The sequence below is a fragment of the Arsukibacterium sp. genome, assembly GCF_018402695.1.
GTDB lineage: Bacteria > Pseudomonadota > Gammaproteobacteria > Enterobacterales > Alteromonadaceae > Alishewanella.
In genome coordinates, this window is the sequence record NZ_JAGYIM010000019.1 from 375620 (window position 1) to 397851 (window position 22232).

22 protein-coding genes are annotated in these 22232 nt (G+C 48.9%); 7 read left to right on the forward strand and 15 right to left on the reverse strand.

Annotated features, from left to right (window positions below; genetic code table 11):
- Positions 1 to 2: 2 nt before the first annotated feature.
- Positions 3 to 1868, forward strand: coding sequence for a 1-deoxy-D-xylulose-5-phosphate synthase (gene dxs, locus KG631_RS13260; protein ID WP_214000174.1), 1866 nt, complete (start codon positions 3 to 5; stop codon positions 1866 to 1868).
- A 35-nt stretch (positions 1869 to 1903) separates the two neighbouring features.
- On the opposite strand, the gene KG631_RS13265 is transcribed toward dxs, so the two are convergent.
- From KG631_RS13265 to glyA, 9 genes are all read right to left on the reverse strand, one after another.
- Positions 1904 to 5008, reverse strand: a complete 3105-nt coding sequence (locus tag KG631_RS13265; protein WP_214000175.1) for a ligand-binding sensor domain-containing diguanylate cyclase — start codon at positions 5006 to 5008, stop codon at positions 1904 to 1906.
- Positions 5009 to 5041: 33 nt separating this feature from the next.
- On the reverse strand, positions 5042 to 5521 hold the full coding sequence (locus KG631_RS13270; RefSeq protein WP_214000176.1) for a phosphatidylglycerophosphatase A: 480 nt from the start codon (positions 5519 to 5521) through the stop codon (positions 5042 to 5044).
- Positions 5518 to 6501, reverse strand: coding sequence for a thiamine-phosphate kinase (thiL, locus tag KG631_RS13275; RefSeq protein ID WP_301003806.1), 984 nt, complete (start codon positions 6499 to 6501; stop codon positions 5518 to 5520). The genes KG631_RS13270 and thiL overlap by 4 nt, the downstream gene beginning before the upstream one ends.
- A 14-nt stretch (positions 6502 to 6515) precedes the next feature.
- Positions 6516 to 6929: a transcription antitermination factor NusB gene (gene nusB / locus KG631_RS13280; RefSeq protein WP_019674766.1), complete on the reverse strand. Its 414-nt coding sequence runs from the start codon at positions 6927 to 6929 to the stop codon at positions 6516 to 6518.
- Between the two features lie 11 nt (positions 6930 to 6940).
- Complete coding sequence (ribE, locus tag KG631_RS13285) at positions 6941 to 7405, reverse strand: 6,7-dimethyl-8-ribityllumazine synthase (RefSeq protein ID WP_214000177.1); 465 nt, start codon at positions 7403 to 7405, stop codon at positions 6941 to 6943.
- A gap of 77 nt (positions 7406 to 7482) precedes the next feature.
- The gene (gene ribBA / locus KG631_RS13290) at positions 7483 to 8592 is read right to left on the reverse strand and encodes a bifunctional 3,4-dihydroxy-2-butanone-4-phosphate synthase/GTP cyclohydrolase II (protein WP_214000178.1); all 1110 of its coding nucleotides are present in this window, start codon (positions 8590 to 8592) and stop codon (positions 7483 to 7485) included.
- Positions 8593 to 8668: 76 nt separating this feature from the next.
- Positions 8669 to 9811 carry a bifunctional diaminohydroxyphosphoribosylaminopyrimidine deaminase/5-amino-6-(5-phosphoribosylamino)uracil reductase RibD gene (gene ribD / locus KG631_RS13295; RefSeq protein WP_214000179.1) on the reverse strand — a complete coding sequence of 381 codons (1143 nt, stop codon included), beginning with the start codon at positions 9809 to 9811 and terminating at the stop codon, positions 8669 to 8671.
- A complete protein-coding gene (gene nrdR / locus KG631_RS13300) occupies positions 9811 to 10263 on the reverse strand; it encodes a transcriptional regulator NrdR (protein ID WP_214000180.1) in 453 nt (150 codons plus the stop codon). Before nrdR ends, ribD begins: the two co-directional genes overlap by 1 nt.
- A gap of 60 nt (positions 10264 to 10323) precedes the next feature.
- A complete protein-coding gene (glyA, locus tag KG631_RS13305) occupies positions 10324 to 11577 on the reverse strand; it encodes a serine hydroxymethyltransferase (protein WP_214000181.1) in 1254 nt (417 codons plus the stop codon).
- Between the two features lie 236 nt (positions 11578 to 11813).
- Here glyA and dinB point away from each other — a divergent pair, with 236 nt between their 5' ends.
- Complete coding sequence (gene dinB / locus KG631_RS13310) at positions 11814 to 12881, forward strand: DNA polymerase IV (RefSeq protein ID WP_214000182.1); 1068 nt, start codon at positions 11814 to 11816, stop codon at positions 12879 to 12881.
- 42 nt (positions 12882 to 12923) lie between these two features.
- On the opposite strand, the gene KG631_RS13315 is transcribed toward dinB, so the two are convergent.
- Positions 12924 to 13136, reverse strand: a complete 213-nt coding sequence (locus KG631_RS13315) for a cold-shock protein (protein ID WP_019674773.1) — start codon at positions 13134 to 13136, stop codon at positions 12924 to 12926.
- A 263-nt stretch (positions 13137 to 13399) separates the two neighbouring features.
- Complete coding sequence (locus KG631_RS13320) at positions 13400 to 14710, reverse strand: DEAD/DEAH box helicase (protein WP_301003807.1); 1311 nt, start codon at positions 14708 to 14710, stop codon at positions 13400 to 13402.
- A gap of 118 nt (positions 14711 to 14828) precedes the next feature.
- Between KG631_RS13320 and KG631_RS13325 the strand changes: the two genes are divergently transcribed.
- Both KG631_RS13325 and KG631_RS13330 read left to right on the forward strand, forming a co-directional pair.
- Positions 14829 to 15362, forward strand: coding sequence for a DUF2058 domain-containing protein (locus tag KG631_RS13325; protein ID WP_214000184.1), 534 nt, complete (start codon positions 14829 to 14831; stop codon positions 15360 to 15362).
- Between the two features lie 36 nt (positions 15363 to 15398).
- Complete coding sequence (locus KG631_RS13330; protein WP_214000185.1) at positions 15399 to 16259, forward strand: TraB/GumN family protein; 861 nt, start codon at positions 15399 to 15401, stop codon at positions 16257 to 16259.
- A gap of 29 nt (positions 16260 to 16288) precedes the next feature.
- Here the strand turns inward: KG631_RS13330 and KG631_RS13335 are convergent, their stop codons facing one another.
- Complete coding sequence (locus tag KG631_RS13335; RefSeq protein ID WP_214000186.1) at positions 16289 to 17026, reverse strand: methyltransferase domain-containing protein; 738 nt, start codon at positions 17024 to 17026, stop codon at positions 16289 to 16291.
- 69 nt (positions 17027 to 17095) lie between these two features.
- On the opposite strand from KG631_RS13335, the gene gloB reads away from it, so the two are divergent.
- The 3 genes from gloB to KG631_RS13350 are packed head-to-tail and all read left to right on the forward strand — an operon-like array spanning position 17096 to position 20058.
- A complete protein-coding gene (gloB, locus tag KG631_RS13340; protein WP_214000187.1) occupies positions 17096 to 17863 on the forward strand; it encodes a hydroxyacylglutathione hydrolase in 768 nt (255 codons plus the stop codon).
- A 54-nt stretch (positions 17864 to 17917) separates the two neighbouring features.
- Complete coding sequence (locus KG631_RS13345) at positions 17918 to 19510, forward strand: LysM peptidoglycan-binding domain-containing protein (protein WP_214000188.1); 1593 nt, start codon at positions 17918 to 17920, stop codon at positions 19508 to 19510.
- Between the two features lie 50 nt (positions 19511 to 19560).
- Positions 19561 to 20058, forward strand: a complete 498-nt coding sequence (locus tag KG631_RS13350) for a hypothetical protein (RefSeq protein ID WP_214000189.1) — start codon at positions 19561 to 19563, stop codon at positions 20056 to 20058.
- Between the two features lie 5 nt (positions 20059 to 20063).
- On the opposite strand, the gene KG631_RS13355 is transcribed toward KG631_RS13350, so the two are convergent.
- From KG631_RS13355 to KG631_RS13365, 3 genes are all read right to left on the reverse strand, one after another.
- Complete coding sequence (locus KG631_RS13355; protein WP_301003808.1) at positions 20064 to 20261, reverse strand: hypothetical protein; 198 nt, start codon at positions 20259 to 20261, stop codon at positions 20064 to 20066.
- A gap of 53 nt (positions 20262 to 20314) precedes the next feature.
- Entirely contained in the window at positions 20315 to 20956 is a 642-nt protein-coding gene (gene maiA, locus KG631_RS13360; protein WP_214000191.1) for a maleylacetoacetate isomerase, read from the reverse strand.
- Between the two features lie 251 nt (positions 20957 to 21207).
- On the reverse strand, positions 21208 to 22227 hold the full coding sequence (locus KG631_RS13365) for a fumarylacetoacetate hydrolase family protein (protein ID WP_214000192.1): 1020 nt from the start codon (positions 22225 to 22227) through the stop codon (positions 21208 to 21210).
- Between the last annotated feature and the right edge of the window lie 5 nt (positions 22228 to 22232).

A 22232-nucleotide genomic window follows, 5' to 3' on the forward strand; every position in this document is an offset into this window, starting at 1 on the left:
AGATGGCATTAGATATGACCGATTTCCCATTGTTAGCTACAGCCGATGTGCCTGAGCAACTGCGTAAGTTACCTCAGGATAAGTTACCGGCACTCAGTGCTGAGCTGCGACGTTTTTTATTAAAAACTGTCAGCCAGAGTAGTGGCCATTTTGCGTCGGGCCTGGGTACCGTTGAACTGACTGTCGCATTGCATTACGTCTATAACACCCCCTTTGACCGGCTAATCTGGGATGTTGGTCATCAGGCTTATCCACATAAGATATTAACCGGCCGACGTGAGCAAATGCACAGTATCCGGCAGAAAGATGGCTTGCATCCTTTTCCTTGCCGGGAAGAAAGCGAATACGATACGCTGACCGTCGGCCATTCCAGCACCTCTATTAGTGCCGCACTCGGCATGGCCATTGCGGCCAGTCAGGCTAAGTCAAAGCGCAAAGTCGTTGCGGTTATTGGTGATGGCGCTATCACAGCGGGTATGGCGTTTGAAGCGCTGAACCACGCTGGCGAAGTACGCCCTGACATGCTGGTCATTCTGAATGACAATGAAATGTCGATTTCAGAAAATGTCGGTGCCTTAAACCAATATTTTGCCAGAATTTTGTCTGGTAGCTTTTATACCAGCCTGCGCGAAGGCGGTAAAAAGATTTTACAAGGCGTACCGCCCCTGCATGAGCTTGCCAGCCGCGCCGAAGAGCATTTTAAAGGCATGGTTACCCCAGGCACCTTTTTTGAAGAGCTGGGTTTTAATTATATCGGCCCAATTGATGGCCATGATGTAATAACCCTCGCCGATACTATTCGCAATATGCGCAATTTAAAAGGGCCGCAACTGCTACACATTGTAACCAAAAAGGGTAAAGGCTATGCGCCGGCTGAAGCCGATCCCATTGGCTACCATGCTGTCGCCAAGTTTGATCCTGATGCCAGCAGTCAGCCAGTTAAAGCACCGGGAAAACCGACTTTCTCCAATATATTCGGGCAATGGCTGTGTGATATGGCGGCACAGGACGAACGGCTGCAGGGTATTACCCCAGCTATGCGCGAAGGCTCCGATATGGTGCAGTTTTCTAAACGCTTTCCCAAACGCTATTTCGATGTTGCTATCGCCGAGCAACATGCGGTTACGTTAGCAGCCGGTATGGCAATTGAAGGCTTAAAACCAGTAGTGGCTATCTATTCCAGTTTTTTACAACGAGGCTATGATCAACTGATCCACGATGTCGCGTTGCAAAATCTCGACGTATTATTTGCCATTGACCGGGCCGGTATTGTCGGTGCGGATGGCCCGACCCATCAGGGCGCATTTGATATCAGCTTTATGCGCTGCATTCCAAATATGCTGTTGATGGTACCGTCAGATGAAAATGAATGCCGGCAAATGTTGTATACCGGCTATCAACATCCGGGGCCAGCAGCCGTTCGTTATCCGCGTGGCGTCGGCACAGGCGTCACCGCAGAACAGCAAATGCAGCTATTACCACTGGGTAAAGCCAGAGTTATTAAGCAGGGAACAACGTTAGCGATTCTGGCATTTGGTCCTTTGCTAAACCAGTGCCAGCAGGTCGCAACACAGCTTAACGCAACCCTGGTCGATATGCGGTTTGTTAAACCACTGGATGATGCGCTGCTGCAGCAACTGCTGGCAGAACACAGCCATATCGTTACGGTAGAAGACAATGCGCTGATTGGCGGGGCCGGCTCAGCCGTTAACGATTTTATCCTGCAGCATGGTTTTGCCGTAAAAGTACTGAACCTTGGACTACCAGACCAGTTTATTAAACATGGTAGTCAACAGGAAATTTATGCTGAGCTGGGTTTAGACAGTGACGGGATTAGCCGGCAGGTAACGGCTTTTTCTAACACTTAATCAACTCAACTAGCTAATCAACCCAGTCAGGTACCCTAGAGTGCCTGGCTGTCTCCCTGCTCAAACCACACCAGGCCTTCTGCCAGCAGCTTTTCAATTTGTGCTTCAATATGCGCCGAGTCTTCAAACTCAAACGCGTCAAGCTGTGAGTCAAACGCCAGCGTTGCCACCGCATTTTTGCCGTTATGTTTAACGTGATACAACGCTAATTCAGCCAGCTGCAGCGATACTTCCCAATTAATTAACTGGCCGCCCAGCAGTGGTAGCGGATAGTGAGCATATCCAATTGAACACGTCAGTCTGACAATCTGACCATCAGGCAAGCTAAATGCCGCTTTCGCTACTTGCTCGTTCAGCCGGTAACTGAACTGACGAACCAGATCGGCCTGAATATCCCGAAGCACCAGCACAAAAGCCGCACCACTAAACCGTACTACATAATCTGAGCCGCGGGTTTCCCGGATTAACAAGCCGCTGACTTGCTGGATAAGGCTGTCACCTGCACTGTTGCCATACTGATCATTAATTTGTTTAAAATTATCTAAATCGACATGCAGCAACGCCAGACATTTACCCTGGTCTTGCATCGATTCCCTGTTGCGTTGAAAGTGCTCAATATCCTTTGGTAGCTGTTCAAACATAAAACGACGGTTGCGCAAACCCGTCAGGTTATCTTTGTGGGTTAACTGGCTCAGTTGTTCATTTAGTTCATTTAACCTGACATTACTGTTTTCCAGCTCCTGCGTCCGCTGTTTAACCAACCGTTCGAGTTCAAGCTGCTTGTGTAAAGTGTTGCGTCTTACCAGCCATAACACGCCGTATAAGCAACATAGCAGTAGTAGCAGCCACAGTGAGCGATAAAGCAGGGTTTCATCAAAGCGTTCCGGCACTATCAGGGTCAGGCTGGTTTGCGCTGCAGATTGCCAGCTGTGACCACTCTGGCGCACCTGCAACTGAAAAGTAAAATTGCCGGGCGGTAAATTAGTATAAACGGCTTCACGCCGCTGTCCTACCTCATACCAGTGATTATCAAATCCCTCCAGACGGTAGCGAAATTGCAAAGCGTCAGGTTTAATAAACTCCAACGCAGAATAATGCAAGGTCACATTGCGCTCGTCCATTTCCAGCACCAACCGCTGCTGGCCCTGGGTAAGTTGATACACTTGACTGGTGGTGACCTGTTTAATTTGTGGTTTTAACGTCTGCGCTGACATTTCCTTCAAATCAGCCTGCACAGCAATTAAGCCGTTCAGAGTCGGAAACCAGTACTCACTCTGCCAGCGCACAATTTTGGCATGACCAGCACCGTTGCAGCAGCGGTTTGGACCACTACCTAACTGCCGGTCAAATGGGGTCAGTACTTCGTTGATGATGAACGGTTGGTTACTGTCGTCTGGCAGAGTCGCTAACGCAAGCCGGTAAATGCCTTTGTGGCTGCTAACCCATACCTGTTGCTGCTTCGCGTCGTAACTAAAACTGACAGCCGGTCCGTGTGGCATGCCATTACCGCTATGCAGCTGCAGCCAATGCTGGTCAGGACGCCGGATAAATATACCATCGTCGATAGTACTGATTAACAAGCTACCTTCTGGTAACTGAATAACGGCCAGAATATAGCTGTTATAAAGCGCAGTCCCTACCCCCAATCGAAGCAGTTTATCTTGCTGATATTGATACAGGCCCCGGGTAGTGCCAATGAATAACTGCTCTGCAGTTTGGTGTACTGCGGTAATATTGCGGGACTCAAATTGCTCATTCAATGGCGACATCGTCAGTTGATTATCTTTGGTATGGTATAACCCTCTGACGCCACCCAGCCAGACACCACCATCGATGGCAGGCTGGACAACTTTAATGGTGTTTCCCTGCAAACTGGGGAAAGGTACGCTGAGCTCACGGCTGCTTAGATTGTATTGCAATAAACCGCTATCAGCACCAAACCAAAGCAGCTGGGGCTGTGGCCAGTAAAAATCGTGAATAGTCTGACTACCCAGCACGCCAGCATCGAGTAAGGTGGTAAATTTACCGGAAGCGTCAAGGGTTTGCAGCGCTGACTGACTGGCTATAATCAACTCGTCAGACGGCGTCAGGCCAACGCTGCGCACAACAGGATCAACTAAGCCGTCAATCACCCGCCTGATATTACCGGCTGCCGCGCGGTAAATACCATCACTGTAACTGGCCAGCCAGATATTCTGCTGCTGGTCCTCAAAAATGTCACTGAACCAGGGTGCAGTACCCAGTTCAGCTGTAGTAACCGTTTGCCAGTCCTGCTGGGGTTGGCGATAAAACAGTTTGCGATAGGTTGAGATCCAGCTCCCTTGCCGACTGTCTTTAAAAAGTCTGTAGACAGGGCTGTTCTCTCCATCGGGCAACTGGCATTTCTGGATCTCGCCTTCCGGCGTCAAATGGTAGAAACCGCTCTCGCTGGCGAGATGCAGTCCCTGGTCGGTCACCGTTAAATCATAAACCGGCGTCTGGGCAAGCTCTAGTGGTAGGGGGTACATCTGTAGTTGCTGGCTACCGTCAGGGTTCAGCTGATAAATATGCTCTGCACTGCTCACCCAGATACTGTCTGCGGCTTTTTCAAGTTGATGAACCTGGCTGCGAACGGCTTCAATCCGGCTGATTTTACCGTTTTTTATCCGGAATAAATTATCCGCTGCCACCCAGATTTCATCGTCGGCCACTGCAATCATCGCCGTGACTTCAGCTACGATCGGGTAACGTTCAAACTTCAGCGTAGTCGGATCAAAACCCGACAAACCAGCTTTAGTCCCCACCCAGATAAAACCGGTATTATCCCGCATCAAACGAGTAATGGTATTGCTGGCCAGATGACGGGTATTGGCTGTAGTGAAATGTTCAAACTGCAGGCCATCAAAGCGATTCAGGCCGTACAAGGTCCCGAGCCACATATATCCTAACTCGTCCTGGATCACTGCACGGACAGAATTACTGGATAGACCATCATTACTGGTCCAGTGCCGGATATCAAAATCGTAAACTGACTGAGCTTCCTGAGTGGGTATAAATTGCGTTGCTGCTTCAGTAGTCTGTGCTGAATCAATATTCTGAGCGCTGACCGGCGACGATGCACCCAGCAGCAACAGTAAAGCCAGTAGTAAAACTCTTTTCATTCCCTTACCCTGTGCTCTGGTCCTTGCTAACCGCTAATTCAGAAACTGATAATAAAAAAGCAGTTGTAATATCAGCCAAACTGGCACGGCTGCCAGTAAGTCATCGAGCATAATACCTAAACCACCATGAACCCGTTTATCAAACCAGCGGATTGGCCAGGGTTTCAGAATATCAAAAAACCGAAACAATAAAAAACCAATTAACAAGCTTTGTGCAGTGATCGGTACCAGCAACATCGCTAGTGCATAACCAATCACTTCATCCCAAACAATTGCGCCATGGTCATGTTCCCCTACGTCACGCGCTGTTTTACCACAGATATAAATGCCCAGCACAGCACCTGCAAGTAAAAATGCCAGGTACCAGACAACACCAAGTGAAGCAAAACCAATGATAAAAGGGATAGCAACCAACGTACCAAAGGTACCGGGAGCCCGGGGGGCCAGACCGGCACCGAAACCCAGTGCCAGCAGGTGTTGCCAGCGGCCTAATTGAAATTTAGTCGTGGTCATGGGAAATGGATAAACCCCTGATGCTGATATTCAAATGGTTGCTCACCCGCTTTCAGTTCCAATTTACCTGCCACGCCGGTGATCCGGCCAATACAACTGACCGGTACGCCATAGGGCGATAACAGAACATCAAGACTGCCCCGTTTACTCTCTGGCACAGTGAACAACAGCTCGTAATCCTCGCCTCCCGACAAAGCCATCCTCAGCGCGGTGGGCTGATCGCAGCTGTCTTTCAATGCCTGCGACAGTGGAAGCTTATTAACATCTATATAGGCTCCTACTGCAGATCTGCGCAAAATGTGGGGTAAGTCACCACACAAACCATCAGAAATGTCCATCGCACTACTGGCAACATTGCGCAGCGCCTGGCCTAAAGCCACCCGGGCCGACGGAAAATGAAAACGTTGTAACAAGTGGGCCTGATGTTTTTTGCTGGCTTCTGCATGTCCCTGGCATACCCTTAACCCCAGTCCCGCATCACCTAAGGTTCCGGTAACATAGATGTAGTCGCCCACCTTAGCACCTGAGCGGGTAATGGCCCGGCCCCGGGGTACCTGGCCTTTGGCAATCATCGTCAGGCTAAGCGGCCCGCGGGTCGTATCGCCGCCTACCAGGCGACAATTATAATAATCGGCTGTTTCAGCCAGCCCGGCTGCAAACTGGCGCAGCCAGGCCTCATCAACGTTCGGTAACGTCAGGGCCAGCGATAACCAGGCAGGCTCCGCTCCCATTGCCGCTAAGTCACTGACATTGACCGTAACCAGCTTATGGCCCAATGCTCTTGGATCGACGTCAGGAAAGAAATGAGTACCACAAACCATCGTGTCAGTCGTGACGACCAGATCGTAGCCATCACGCATTTGCAAGACGGCACCGTCGTCGCCCACCCCAACGACCACATCCTGCCGCGCAATACCGGCGTCAGCAAAAAAGCTGGCAATAAGTTCAAATTCACCCATAGTATGTAAAAAAGCCGACAAACGCCGGCTCTCCGTTAGTTGGTGCGTAACACCCGGACCGCTTTATCAAGAATACCATTGACAAATTTATGGCTGTCATCAGCAGCAAAGGCTTTGGCAAGCTCAATTGCTTCATTGATAATCACTTTATAAGGCACATCTAACCGATATTTCAGCTCGTAAGCTGACACCCGCAATACGGCTTTCTCGACCAGGTCAATGTCTTCAAACGGCCTTTCCAGATAAGGCTTTAACGCCTCATCCAGTTTACTATGGTGCAAAACAACACCACGCAAAATATCCTGAAAATAAGCGACATCAAGTTGCTTAACATTATTCTCCAGCAGAAGTTGCTGTTCAATGTCGGCTATCGGGTTATGGCTGACCTGCCAGCTGTATATACCCTGCACTGCCAGTGAACGCGACTGACGACGCACATTTGGTTTCATAAGTTTTCCTGTTACAGCTGATCCAGTACGTTAACCATTTCCAGCACTGACATTGCCGCTTCAGCGCCTTTGTTACCTGCTTTGGTGCCCGCACGTTCAATTGCCTGCTCAATACTATCAACGGTCAGAACGCCAAAGGCAACCGGCAAATCATAGGCTAAAGCTACCTGGCCGATGCCTTTGGTACATTCCCCAGACACATATTCAAAGTGTGGCGTGCCACCACGGATCACCGCACCCAGGGCAATAATAGCATCATACTTTTTGCTGGCAGCGACCCGTTGCAACGCCAGAGGCATCTCAAAGGCGCCCGGGATCCGCACAACCGTAATATCCTGATCGGCCACATTGCCCACCCGCTTTAATGTGTCAACGGCACCCTCTAACAGGCTTTCTACAATAAAACCATTAAACCGTGCCACCACTAACGCGAACTTCTTGCCTTTGGCTGCATAGCCGGCTTCAATCACTTGCATGGTAAATCCTCTCGAATCTGGGGCTGCAAAAATCAGCCGCGCATAATATCACAAAAACCGTCAATACGGCATTGCCGTTATTCCGATACGTAGTCGACCACTTCCAGCCCAAAACCAGATAAGGCATGGTATTTTTTCGGCTGGCTCAGCAAGCGCATTTTCTTAACGCCCAGACTGGCTAGTATTTGTGAACCCACCCCAACATTGCGTGAGGTACCTTTCCACGGCACCGTTTTCGGCTGTTCACCTTTATCTTCAGCTTCAAAAGCCTGCACCATTCTTACCAGCTCAGCTGTCGATTCATGTTTGCCGAGCAGCACCAGCACACCACCTTCGTCAGCAATTCGTTTCATTGCAGTATGCAGTGGAAAACTGCGATTTGCTGCGCGGTCTGCCAATAGCAGATCAGAAAAAGTATTGTGTAAATGTACCCGCACCAATGTTGCGTCTTCCGGCTTAATTTCGCCTTTAACCAGAGCGAAATGCAGCTGATTATCGATGGTATCTTTAAAGGTTACTAACTGAAAATCACCAACTTCGGTAGGCAACTGGCATGTCGCCACTTTCTCGATAGTGGTTTCATTTAAATTACGGTATTCAATTAAATCAGCAATAGTGCCAATTTTAATATTGTGCTCACGGGCAAACACCTCTAAATCAGGCCGCCTTGCCATAGTGCCATCATCGTTTAATATCTCGACGATTACCGCTGCAGGCTCTAAGCCGGCCAGCCGGGCTAAATCACAACCAGCCTCGGTGTGGCCAGCACGCACTAATACACCGCCATCCTGAGCCATCAATGGAAAAATATGGCCTGGCTGCACAATATCTGCCGGGCTGGCGTCGCGCGCCACTGCAGCTTTAACAGTTCGAGCCCGGTCAGCAGCGGAAATGCCGGTGGTGACCCCTTCCGCGGCTTCAATAGAAACCGTGAAGTTGGTGGCAAAGGGTGATTTATTCGCGTCGACCATTAACGGTAAATTCAGCTGCTTACAGCGCTTTTTACTGAGGGTGAGACAAATAAGACCACGGCCATGCTTAGCCATAAAATTTATTGCCTCGGGCGTAACATAATCAGCTGCCATCACCAGGTCGCCTTCGTTCTCGCGATCCTCATCATCCATCAGTACGACCATTTTGCCCTGACGAATGTCTTCGATAATTTCAGCAGGTGTATTCAGTTGCATAAAAACCCTTGTTAAATGTTGCTGCAATAATACCGGTATCAATCGTCATGCTTCTCACCGGTTCTTTAAAGTGTTGCTATCTTTTTTCTGGTCCGTTGGCTTGACTCAACAGTGCAGTCAGCCGGATATCTGGCCCAAGCCGTTGGATATCATGGAACGCGAAGCGGTTGGCCTGGCTTAATTCAGTTAGTTCTGGCAGTTCGGCCATAGCCCTGGCCTGCGGCCCCAATAACACCGGTGCCTGATATAAAATGAACTCATCAACGAGTTGTTGCTGCAACAAACTCCCGGCGAGGCTTGCCCCCGCTTCCACCCAGATACTGCGTACCTGACGGGCAGCCAGCAACTGCAACAACGCGGTTAAATTAAAATAACCATCACCACCGAGCGGCACCGCTTGCTGCTCAACCTGCGATGGCATGTGCCGTAACGGCTTATCGGCAGCGACACACAGTAATATGGGACCGGCTAACCTGAATAGTGGCTCACTGCCGGTCAATTGCTGCCGTCGGTCAAGGATAACTCGTAATGGCTGTCGTAACTCACCATTGTTTAACGTGGTTATTGACATATCATCAGCAGCTTGACGTACCGTCAAACGGGCGTTATCAGCTAACACGGTGCTGGCTGTGGATAACACGGCGCTGCTTTTAGCTCGATACAACTGCACATCGGCTCTGGCCGCCGGTCCGGTTATCCACTGGCTCTGACCATTAGCCAGCGCTGTACGACCATCAATGCTGGCCGCTAGTTTCAATGTCAGCCAGGGTCTTTGTCGTTCCATAGCACTTAAAAAACCACGGTTAAGCGCCCTTGCCTCGGACACCATTAAACCACTTTCGACCTTGATCCCGGCTTGCTCTAATAGTGCCACCCCTTTACCCGCTACCAGCGGATTCGGGTCCAGCATGGCTATTACTACCCGACTGACGCCAGCGCGAACCAACGCCGCTGCACAGGGTGGTGTGCGGCCAAAATGGCTACATGGCTCCAGTGTCACATAGCAGGTTGCACCACGGGCCTGCCCGCCCGCCTGTGCTAAAGCATAGACTTCGGCATGACCTTCCCCGGCCTGATGATGGTAGCCCTCTCCAACGACGTCGCCATGTTGCACGATTACCGCCCCCACATTCGGATTCGGGTCGGTGGTAAAACACCCCTTAGCAGCTAATTGCAGCGCGCGCGCCATAAAAGCGTTGTCAGCCGGTGTAAAAGCCACTATTGCTCTCCTAAACGGGCTATTTCTTCACCAAATTCACGAATATCTTTAAATGAACGGTAGACCGAAGCAAACCGGACATAAGCTACTTTATCCACCTTAACCAGCTCATCCATGATCAGATTACCCAGCATATTACTGGCCAGCTCCCGCTCACCTGTCGCCCGCAACTGTGATTTAATTTTGTGAATAAGCTGCTCAATCTGCTCAGTCGATACCGGTCTCTTCTCCAGAGAACGCAATAAACCATTACGTAGCTTGTCTTCGTTAAACGGTTCACGAGAACCATCCCGTTTAATAATCCGCGGCATTACTAATTCTGCCGTCTCAAATGTGGTATAGCGCTCATGACACGCCAGACACTCCCGGCGCCGGCGAACCTGATGACCATCAGCCACTAAACGCGAATCAATTACTTTGGTGTCATCAGCATTACAAAAGGGACAATACATGGGCTGTTCTCAGAGATAAAAATGGCCGCAAATGCGGCCATAATAGCACTAAATTATCGGTTACGCATAAACCGGGAAACGACTGCACAGCTGACCAACATCAGCTTTCACCCGTTCAATTACTGCGTCGTCATTAATATTATCCAACACATCACAAATAAAACCCGCAACCTGACGTGCCTGCTCCTCTTTAAAACCGCGACGGGTAATGGCTGGCGTGCCAATACGTAAGCCACTGGTAACGAAAGGTGAGCGCGGGTCATTAGGCACTGAATTTTTATTAACGGTAATATGCGCCCTGCCTAACGCGGCGTCAGCGTCTTTCCCGGTAATGTCTTTGTCAATTAAGTCCATCAGAAACAAATGGTTCTCAGTACCACCCGATACAATCTTATAGCCACGTTTAATCATTTCATCACACATCGCTTTGGCGTTATTCAACACCTGCTGCTGATACACTTTGAATTCTGGCTCTAATGCTTCTTTAAAAGCAACGGCTTTGGCCGCTATGACATGCATCAACGGGCCGCCCTGACTTCCCGGGAATACCGCAGAATTTAGCTTCTTTTCAATCGCTTCATTTTTACGGGCCAGGATTAAACCACCACGTGGACCTGCCAGTGTTTTATGGGTAGTCGTTGTAACAACGTCTGCTACCGGCACCGGGTTTGGATATAAACCCGCCGCCACCAAACCAGCAACATGTGCCATGTCAACCAGTAAGTACGCCCCCACTTTATCGGCTATATCACGAAAACGCTGCCAGTCGACTATGCCTGAATAAGCAGAAAAACCAGCAATAATTAATTTTGGTTTATGCTCGATTGCCAGTGCTTCAGCCTGCTCATAATCAATTACACCCGTTTCAGGATGTAAGCCATACTGCACAGCTTTATACAATTTTCCTGAGGAACTGACATGGGAGCCATGGGTCAAATGGCCACCATGCGCCAGACTCATACCTAAAATAGTATCGCCGGCTTCCAGCAAGGCTAAAAATACTGCAGCATTAGCTTGTGATCCCGCATGTGGCTGTACGTTGGCATAGTCAGCACCAAATAATTGCTTGGCGCGGGCGATAGCTAAATCTTCAGCAATATCGACAAATTCACAGCCGCCGTAATAGCGCTTGTGCGGATAACCTTCAGCATATTTATTGGTGAGCTGCGAACCTTGCGCCTGCAATACCCGCGGACTGGCATAATTTTCAGAAGCAATAAGCTCAATATGCGCTTCCTGTCGGGCGGTTTCATCGGTTATTGCCTGCCATAATTCCGGATCAAAATCGGCAATATTCATTTCACGCTTTAACATGCTTTCTCCTGGGCGCGGGTTACGCTAACTGGTTTAAAATACGAAGGTATCAACTGGCGCATATTCTACCCTGAATTGATAAAGGATGCACCGAAAATATAGCCGTCCGGCCGTCCATATTGAGCAGCTATTAATTAATCTGACAAACTGCACATCGTGCTTTACAGCGGGCTGTGCTTTACAAGCTTGCTACAGCACACTAATATACTGTATATCAATACAGCAAAATAACCGTTATGGGCAGTCAGCGTAAAATTATTCATATCGACATGGATTGCTTTTTTGCCGCGGTAGAAATGCGCGACAATCCAGCGCTGGTCAATATTCCGCTGGCTATTGGTGGTAACCGCAGCAGCCGTGGCGTTATTGCCACCTGTAATTATCCGGCCCGTGCTTTTGGTGTGCGTTCAGCAATGCCCACCGGTCAGGCGCTTAAGTTATGCCCGCAGCTGCATCTGATGGCGGGCAATATGGAAAAATACAAAACGGTTAGCCGGCAAATACGGGCTATATTCCAACGTTATAGTGATCTGGTTGAGCCACTATCGCTGGACGAGGCGTATATTGACGTCAGCGACAGCAGTCATTTTGGTGGCAGCGCGACCCGGATTGCCGCAGATATCCGCCGGGTTATCCTGGCAGAGACCGGCTTAACAGCGTCAGCGGGGGTAGCACCAAATAAATTCCTGGCAAAAATTGCCAGCGACGAAAATAAACCTGACGGTTTATTTGTTATTACCCCGGGTGAGGTCGCTGCTTTTGTAGAAAAACTGCCGCTGGCTAAAATACCCGGGGTGGGCACTAAAACCGCAGAACGTCTGGCCCGGCTGGGTTTAACTCATTGTAAAGATATTGCCCATTGCGATCTGGCAGTGCTGGTAAAACAATTTGGCGCCATGGCAGATAGCCTGCTAAAACGCAGTCAGGGTATTGATGAACGGTTGGTCCGCGTTGAGCGCCAGGCCAAATCTGTTGGCGTGGAGCAAACCCTGGCGGCAGATATTGATGTTTATCAGGATTGCGTTGCAGCGTTAAGTTCATTATGGCCCAAACTACAACGTCGATTAGCTAATCAGGGTGACAAAGGCCTGCAAAAAATAGGGGTAAAACTTAAGTTCAGCGATTTTCGGCAAACTACCGTCGAATGTCAGGCGCAGACGGCCAGTATGGAGCAGTTTTTGCCACTGTTACAGCAAGCCTGGCAACGCCGGCAACAACAAGGCGTGCGACTGGTGGGTTTACACCTTGGTTTTAGCAGACCTAACCCCGGGCAGCTTTGCTTGCCGTTTGATTTGCAGACATAAAAAAGCCAGCTCATTGGCTGGCTCTTTACAAAAACTATCAGATTAACCGGTTACAGTGACGTTTTCAGCCTGTGGACCTTTCTGACCTTCGGTAACTTCGAAAGTTACGCGTTGACCTTCAACTAAAGTCTTACGGCCTGTACCATTGATAGCGCGGAAATGAACGAATACGTCTTTGCCGCCTTCGCGCTCAATGAAACCAAAACCTTTATCTTCGTTGAACCACTTAACTGTACCGGAAATTAACTGTGACATAACACTCTCTTACTTTAACTAAATTTGCCGAAATTTCGGCGACTTAAATATTACCGGCCAGGTAATCAAGCGGGTAGATATTCAACTGCATTATCAGTGAAGCTGATCATGCGGTCAACATAAATACCAGACGAGCAGAAAATATATTCTTTTACAGGCCGCACCGGCTAATTTGTATCTGCCATAACGGGTTACCGGCAGCAGAAACAAGTTAACTTTTTCAGTGTAGCAGTAAAAACGCTGAACAATTAATCAGCAACAAATTATTTTTTCCGACGGACTGGGCCACTGCCATCGTCGCCACCTTCAAAATAGGTTGGTGCCTTGGTTTTTACGCTGTCAGACTTAACCGGCCTTGGCTTAGCCGCTTTTGCCGATCCGCCGGCCTTACTTCTCACCATAGGCTGCTGCGTTGGGGCAACAACCCCGCTAAATCGCGCGGGTAAGGCCGCTACCACTGAAAACTCAATAGCGTGGCGTAAAAACGCTTCAATATTCTGTAAACTGGGCCAGTCTTTTGGCCCCACCAGCGATATTGCCTGCCCCTTCGCTCCTGCCCGCCCCGTGCGACCAATCCGATGCACATATTCTTCCGGGTGTTTTGGCAAATCAAAATTTATAACGTGTGATACCTGCAATAGATCAAGGCCACGCGATGCTAAATCGGTGGTAACCAGCACCTGAAATTTACCAGTGGCAAATTGCTGCATAACACTATTACGCTGTTGCTGACTTAGTTTTCCGCTTAAACCCACTGCAGTAAAGCCCGCCGCTTCACAGACACTGGTTAAACGCTCGGCGTCGGCCCGGGTAGCCGTAAACATAATCAGCTGATTAATGTCCTGCTGTTGCAAAAAGTGGCTCAGCAGTGCTTCCTTGTGGCTTAAATTATCAGCAAGAAAGAACCGCTGCTCAATGTCCTGATGTTGCTGGTAACCTGCCCCTACTGCTACCCGGTACGGGTTCTTCAGCAGCGCCAGTGCCAGATTATCCACTTCAGCGTGGTCAAGCGTGGCAGAAAATAACATGGTCTGGCGCAGCCGATGATCAGCTGCTTTATTAATAAAAGTAAGTTGCGGCAGGAAACCTAAATCAAGCATCCGGTCGGCCTCATCCAGAATCAACATCTCCAAACCATGTAAAAACAAGGTTTTATGTTCAAGATGATCGACAAACCGCCCCGGTGTTGCCACCACGATAGTTGGTTGGCGCTTGAGGATTCTCTCTTGATCATTGAAGTTTTCGCCGCCGACGATCAGTGCCGCAGTGACTGGGGTATTAGCCACCAACAAGCGCAACTGGGCATACACCTGCTTGGCCAGTTCACGGGTCGGCGCCAGGATCAGCGCGCGGGCATCCTGTTTCGATAATGCCCTGCTTTTCAACAGCCGCTGCATCATTGGCAATAAATACGCCAGCGTTTTTCCCGAGCCGGTTTGCGACGATACAATTAAATCACGGCCTACCATCACAGCAGGAATCGCTTCTTGCTGAATCTCAGTAGGTTTATCAAAGCCCAAATGCTGAATGGATCTGAGTAAGCGTGGATCTAACGCTAAATCTTTAAATGGCAAAATTAACCTCATTTGCTTGGAGTACTGGTATATGATAACCGAACTGGCCCATTTGAGTTAATAAGATTGCTTAAGGTACACTATATCCACAATTACCCAGTGATCCGAGTATCCCTATATGAGTAACGCGCTACGTGATCAGTTGCTGAAAGCCGGCCTGGCCGATGCAAAGAAAGTTAAAAAAGTTAAAAAAGAAAAACACCAGCAAAAGACGCAAGCTGGTAAGAAAGCCGTGCCCGACACTCAGCAAACCTCACTGGCCCAGCAGGCCAAAGCTGAACAAGTGGCCCGCGATCGTGAACTAAACCGGCAAAAACAAGCTGAATTGGCCCAAAAAGCACTTGCGGCTCAGGTAAAACAAATTATCGAAACGAATGCAATTACCAGTAAAGGTGATGTTGGCTTTAATTTCGTTGATGGTAAGTTAGTGAAAAAACTGTATGTAAGCAGCAAACTGCATGACGAGCTTAGTCGTGGTCTGGTGGCCATTGCCCGTCTGGCGGAACAATATATTTTAATTCCTGCTCCGGTAGCAGAAAAACTGATGCAGCGTGATTCTGCCAGTATTGTGCTGTTAAACACTAAGCAGCAACAGCCTGATGAAGATGATCCTTATGCTGATTATCAGATCCCGGATGATTTAATGTGGTAGTTTTTAAGTAACCTTTAATAATTGTCAGGAGCCACCATGCGTTTATTTACTCAGTTTTTATGCTTGTCGTTACTGCTGCTCAGCAACTCATTATCGGCTGCCAGCGTCTGGAAGGTCAGCAAAGGCGAGCAGCACTTTTATCTGGCGGGTACAGTTCACCTGCTGAGCAAAAGTGACTATCCATTGCCTGCTGCTTACGACACAGCGTTTAATGCCAGCACTCATCTGCTGTTCGAAACCGATTTAAACGTGTTAACCAGCCCGGCTGGTTTAACTAAAATGATGCAGCAAAATACTTACAGCGACGGTAAAACATTAGAACAGGTATTATCGCCCGCTGTTTATCAACAGCTGAAAACTTACGCCACTGAACGCAATGTGCCTATTGCAGCTATCAGCCAGTTTAAACCCGGCTTTGCAGCGATGATGCTGGCCAGTGTCGAAATGCAGCGCCTGGGCACAGCAGAAACCGGCGTTGATATGCATTATATGCAACTTGGGCAGCAACAAAATAAAAGCATTGCCGGTCTGGAAACTATTGATGAGCATTTGGCAGTGCTGGATGGTATGAATCAACTCGATCCTGATTTGACTATCAGCTCTACCCTCGACGATATGCATAAAGTTGCGGACCAGCTGGCTGAGATGAAGCAAGCCTGGCGCAGTGGTGACGCAACTAAACTGGAACAGTTGTTTATCGGAGATTTAAAGGAAGTACCTCAGTTGTACGACATTCTGCTGGTAAAACGTAATCACGCCTGGTTGCCACAGCTGCAAGCGCTGAGCAGTAACGAAACAACGCTGGTACTGGTCGGAGCCCTGCACCTTGCCGGAGAAGATGGCTTATTACAGCTGTTACAACAACAAGGCTATTCGTTAAGTCAGCTTACCGAGTAAAGCAACGGCGCCCGCTTTAAAACTGGTATTTAACGGCAACCCTGGCGGGCACTGACACCTTTAACGCCTTCACTAAAGGCCGGTGTCAGTTGCCAGCGGGGGCGGATGGGGGTTAACGGCAACTCCCGCTTACGGGCGACCAGCAAATAACATCCGGCGAAATAATTAAAATACTTTTCAGCAAAACGTTGCATGCTGTTGTTATTATATTCGTTAACCAGCATGCTGCCGTAAAAAAAGCGCTTTTCTGACAGCACTTCAAAACCAATCAGATGCAGCCAGTCTTTGACGCGTCCCGGCGAAAAAAACCGGCCTTGCCATGGGTATCGTTGTTTCAGCCAGGGGGCAATGCCAGCCAGCCCCAGAATGCTGAGCGGATTAAAGCCGGTTAATAACAAGTAGCCATCAGGCAATAGCACTCTGTGGGCTTCCCTGACAATATGGTGCGGGTCGGTTTGATACTCCAGACAATGACTAAGCAGCACTGCATCGATGCTGTGGCTGTCTATTGGCAGAGTATCCGGCAAACCTATCAGATGACTGTTACCATTGTCAGCACTGCCCAAATGTACCTGATGCTTAATTTTACAACCCGGCAACTCCAAATCACTGCTTAAATCGCCCACTTTAAGCAAATAGTAACCAAATATTTGTTGCCACCATGGTTGCAGCTGCGAGGCTATAGCCTGGGCTAACGCCGGCCCCTGCAAAAACGCCTGCCAGCTGTCAGGGACCTGCGGTTCGTTTTCGTTCAATGCCGGTTTCATGATAAGGTTATACCCGCTTTATTGTTGAGAGAGCTTTAATGTTACGAAAAAATGTTAAGAGAAACCCTGATGCTGACTATTAGCCCGCTGGCTGCTTTTGAGGATAACTACATTTGGTGCCTGTGTCAGCCTGATAACCCATTTTGTGTTGTAGTTGACCCTGGCGATGCCAAACCGGTACTGACATTTTTGCAGCAACAGCAGAAGTCATTGTACGCAATTTTGATCACCCATCACCACCCTGACCATACCGGTGGTCTTGCTGAATTGCGACAAGCCTGGCCGGATGCACGGATAATTGGCCCCACAGCCGAACATACTAAAATACCGCTGTTAACCGAACAGGTGCAACAAGGTGATGTGGTTCAGCTGACACCTTTTAACACTCAGTTTCAGGTCATCGACTTGCCGGGCCATACGCTCGGTCACATTGGCTTTTACAGCAAACCCTACCTATTTTGTGGTGATACTCTGTTTAGTGCTGGCTGTGGCCGTTTGTTTGAAGGTACACCGGCACAAATGCATAACTCACTGCAAAAGCTTGCTGCATTGCCCGCTGACACCGAGGTCTATTGCACGCATGAGTATACTCTGGCAAACCTGCGCTTTGCGTTAACGATTGAACCTGATAACCAGCCTTTACAAGCTTATCAGCAACATTGCCAGAATTTACGCCGGCGAAATAAACCCACATTACCCACCACGTTGGCAACCGAGCTACACATTAATCCTTTTTTGCGATGTGAAAACAATGCTTTGCAACAGCGCTATCAGCAAGACTCTGCTGTTGGCCTGTTCAGCCAACTAAGAGCGATGAAAGATCAGTTTAAATCCTGACTTGCAATCAGGCTTTGAACAGGTAACATGAATTTTTTTCCGCGGAATTACGCTATGCATTTGAAAATATCTGCCGTCATGTTAGTTGCACTGCTTAGCGGCTGTGTCAGCACGACAGAATCAAATAGTCAAGATACCGATAAGTCAGTTAATACCCCGGCATTGGTGCAGGTAAGCGGTGCCAGTGCCGAACAAATAGCCAGCCGGCTGTGGTATGGCGAAACACCAGCTGAGCAGCTGGTACCACTTGACGCCACTGAGTTGGAAGATTTATGGCAACGAATTCAGCTACAACTTACCTTTAACGTACCGCAAACCCGGCCGATTGTTGAACAACGTAACTTCTATAGCCAGCACCAAAGCTATCTGGATCGGGTAGCAAACCGTGCTCAGCCATTCTTGTACCATATTGTTCAGGAGTTGGAAAAACGAAACATGCCGCTTGAGCTGGCACTGCTGCCCATCGTCGAAAGTGCGTTCGATCCCTTTGCATATTCGCATGCCAGAGCGTCTGGTATGTGGCAATTTATGCCGGCAACCGGCACCCGTTTCGGCCTGAAACAAAACTTTTGGTATGACGGCAGGCGCGACGTTATTGAATCGACCCGGGCAGCGCTGGATTACTTACAATATTTATATAACACGCTGGAGCATGACTGGCTAAATGCCATTGCTGCTTACAATGCTGGTGAAGGTCGGATTGGCCGGGCTATCAGAGCAAACAAAAAACGTCGTCTGCCAACCGATTTCTGGTCGCTCGACTTACCTGCTGAAACCACCGTTTATGTACCAAAATTATTGGCACTGGTCGATATTTTAAAGCGACCGGATGACTTTGATATCGTCTGGAAATTTATTGCTAATGAACCTAAGATTGCCGTAGTTCCCACCGATGGTCAGATAGATTTAGCCATTGCCGCAGACCTGGCTGAGCTAAGTGTTGCTGAGTTGCAGGCCCTGAACCCGGGGTTTAACCAATGGGCAACTGATCCCGATGGCCCACACCATTTGGTACTTCCGCTGGCAAAGGCGGATAATTTTGCGCGCTTACTGGCACAGACCCCCGCCGCAGACCGCTTACAATGGCAAAGTTATACCGTTAGCTCCGGTGATACTCTGGGCAAAATTGCCCGCCAATATAAAACCACGGTAGATGCTATTAGCCGCTTAAATAAACTTAGCGGTAACACTATTCGGATTGGCCAGCACTTACTGATTCCGATGTCAGCGAAAGCTGCCGATAAATATGAATTAAGTCAGCAAAACCGCATTGCCCAAGCCCAGGGTCGAAGCAGTGGCAATGTTAAAACCGAATATATTGTTAAAAGTGGCGATACCTTATGGGACATCAGCCGTGAACATAAAGTAACGGTTGCCGAGCTGGCAAAATGGAATGGCATGGTGCAGCGTGACCCGTTAAAACCGGGCCAGAAATTGGTAATGTGGCATGACAGCAGCAGTAATGCGAGTACCGCTATTACCCGCACTGTTCGCTACAAAGTTCGCAAGGGCGACTCACTAGCCCGGATTGCGCAACGTTTTAGTGTTTCTGTTGCTGAAATAGTAAAGTGGAATAATATAAATACTGATCGATACCTGCAACCCGGGCAGCAACTGAAACTGATTGTTGCTGTCACCCAGGTTTAACGTACTCTCAATTGGTATAGCTTACTAACGGCAGTTTCCGGAGTAACGAAATGAAAATGTTAATCGTCGTAATCGGTTTATTGTTTAGCTTGCCTGCCATTGCTCAGTTTCAGCTGATGGGTAATGGCACTTACACACTGCAAGAAGGTGATACAGTCGCATTTCAATATGGCTTTGGCTTCACCCGAAAAGAGGGCCAGTATCATTTTAACGCCGGCGAGCAAAGTCTGATAGTAGGCAGCCTGCCGCAAAAATACGCTTTGGCGCTCATTCTGCAAAATGAAGACGAAGTATGGGTGCCAGACTTTGTCAATGCGCCGATTAGCAGCTTCGACTATGAAATAAGTGGTTTTGAAATAAAGTTAACTCAGGAACCTGAGTTGAAAGATGGTCGTGGTAACTTCGTTTTACACTTTGACGGTGGCCGCTATCGTTTCAATCGCGGCCCGGGCCAAGTTAACTTTATTTTTAATGATGAAGGCATTGCCCGGGTGGAAATTAAAGGAATGTTCAAGCTACCCAATACCCAAACCGCAGGAATAAACTGACAATTCTAGTCCGGCTCGCGCTGCGGTTGCAGCGCTGGCAATAATCCGGAAGCGATACAAAGCAGTGGTGCCAGCAACATAAAAAACCAAAAGTTCTGTAATTGCACCCCGTGCCACAGCGCATATAAAGCCGCCGTAAGCTGAAATACGATGCCAAACACCCCAACATACACCAGTGCCCGGTTTATAAGCCGCTTAGGCATAGCTGCTCGCTTCTTTGGTTTATTGCTTGTTGCTGGTTTAAATTCAGCCATCACTAAACCTGGGCGTCACTTTGCTGCTCAGGTGCTGCCAGGGCAAAGCCTGCCAACTGCTGGCAATGGTGATATATCCGGCTAATGGTAGGATATTCAAGCGTGTCCAGTTTAAAACGCAACGCATTATACATTTGCGGTACCAGACACAAGTCAGCCAGGGTTATGCTATCGCCATAACAAAACTCGCCGGCAGTCTTTTGCAACCGCTGTTCCAGTGCTCTGAAACCAGTATGCAGCCAGTGATGGATCCACTCTGTTTTCTGATCATCATTCAGGGCCAGCGGGCCGGTTAAATATTGCAGTACCCGCAGGTTATTCAACGGGTGAATATCACAGGCAATATCCAGCGCCAGTGAGCGTACCTGTGCTTTGGCAGCAGGGTCTTCTGGCAGTAACGCCGGCTCAGGGTACATCTCATCCAGATATTCAATAATGGCCAGCGACTGGTTCAGGCTGAACTCAGCATCAACATACGTCGGCACTAACTGGTTGGGGTTAAGTTGCTGATACTTAGCGCTATGTTGCTGCCCGCCATCTTTTAGAAGATGTACCGGTATTGTTTCAAAACTAAGTTGTTTTAAATTCAGTGCGATCCGCACCCGGTAGGCAGCTGAAGAGCGCCAGTAGCTATAGAGTTTCATCCTGTAACACCTGCTCAATTATTGGACAAGAAGAATCGCCGCTTGGCAGAGGAGGTGAAAGCACGTATGTACTTTTTTCTGCGACCGTTGCAGCCCTGGACGGGCGGACAAATTCGTCAGGAACGAATTTGAACAGCTCCGCTTGCCCGAAGGGTGAACTTCATGGAAGAAGTTCATAAACGAGCCCCCAGGGATGGGTTTACGGCGTGTTGCAGAAAAAATGTACGGAGTGCTTGCACCGGACCAGCTAATTACTTCGCTTTATATTGCACCACTTGCTGGTCAATAGCACCAAAAATGCTCTGGCCATTGCTATCCAGCATTTCCATTTTAATGGTATCACCAAATTGCATAAAAGCAGTGCTGGGTTTGCCATCACGGATGGTTTCAATCATCCGGATTTCGGCGATGCAGCTGTAACCTACACCGCCTTCAGTAATGGCAGTGCCATACTCAGTACCCTGCTTGTTTGATACCGTACCTGAACCAATGACGGCGCCGGCACCCAGGTTGCGGGTTCTGGCGGCATGCGCAATCAGCTGGCCAAAGTTAAAGGTCATATCGATACCGGCATTGGGTTTACCAAAAGGTTTGCCGTTATAGGTCGACAGTAACGGCAAATGCACCCGGCCATCCTGCCACTTGTCACCAAGCTCATCCGGCGTAATGGCCACCGGGCTGAAGCTTGACGCTGGCTTCGATTGAAAAAAGCCAAAGCCTTTGGCCAGCTCGTTGGGAATTAAGCCCCGTAGCGAGACGTCATTGACCAGCATCAGCAACCGTATTTTATCCAGTGCCTGCTCCGGACTGATAGCCATCGGCACGTCATCAGTAATGACCGCCACTTCACCTTCAAAATCGATGCCGTGATCAGTGCTTACTGCCTCAATAGGATCACGTGGGCCGATAAAATCATCAGAGCCGCCCTGATACATCAGCGGATCGGTCCAGAAGCTTGGCGGCATCTCTGAATTGCGCGCTTTGCGTACCAGTTCAACATGGTTAACGTAGGCACTGCCATCGGCCCACTGGTATGCACGCGGTAATGGCGACTCACATTGTGTCGGGTCAAACGCCGTTTCGCCATCCAGTTTACCAGCATTAAGTGCCTGATATACTTTGCCCGCTTTTAAAGATAAATCGGCCCAGTTATCCAGTAGCTGCTGCAGGGTAGTGGCAATGTCACTTATCGCCACACAACGGCTTAAATCACGGCTGACCACCACTAACTGGCCATCCCGGGTATTATTTTTTAAACTCGCTAACTTCATATTAT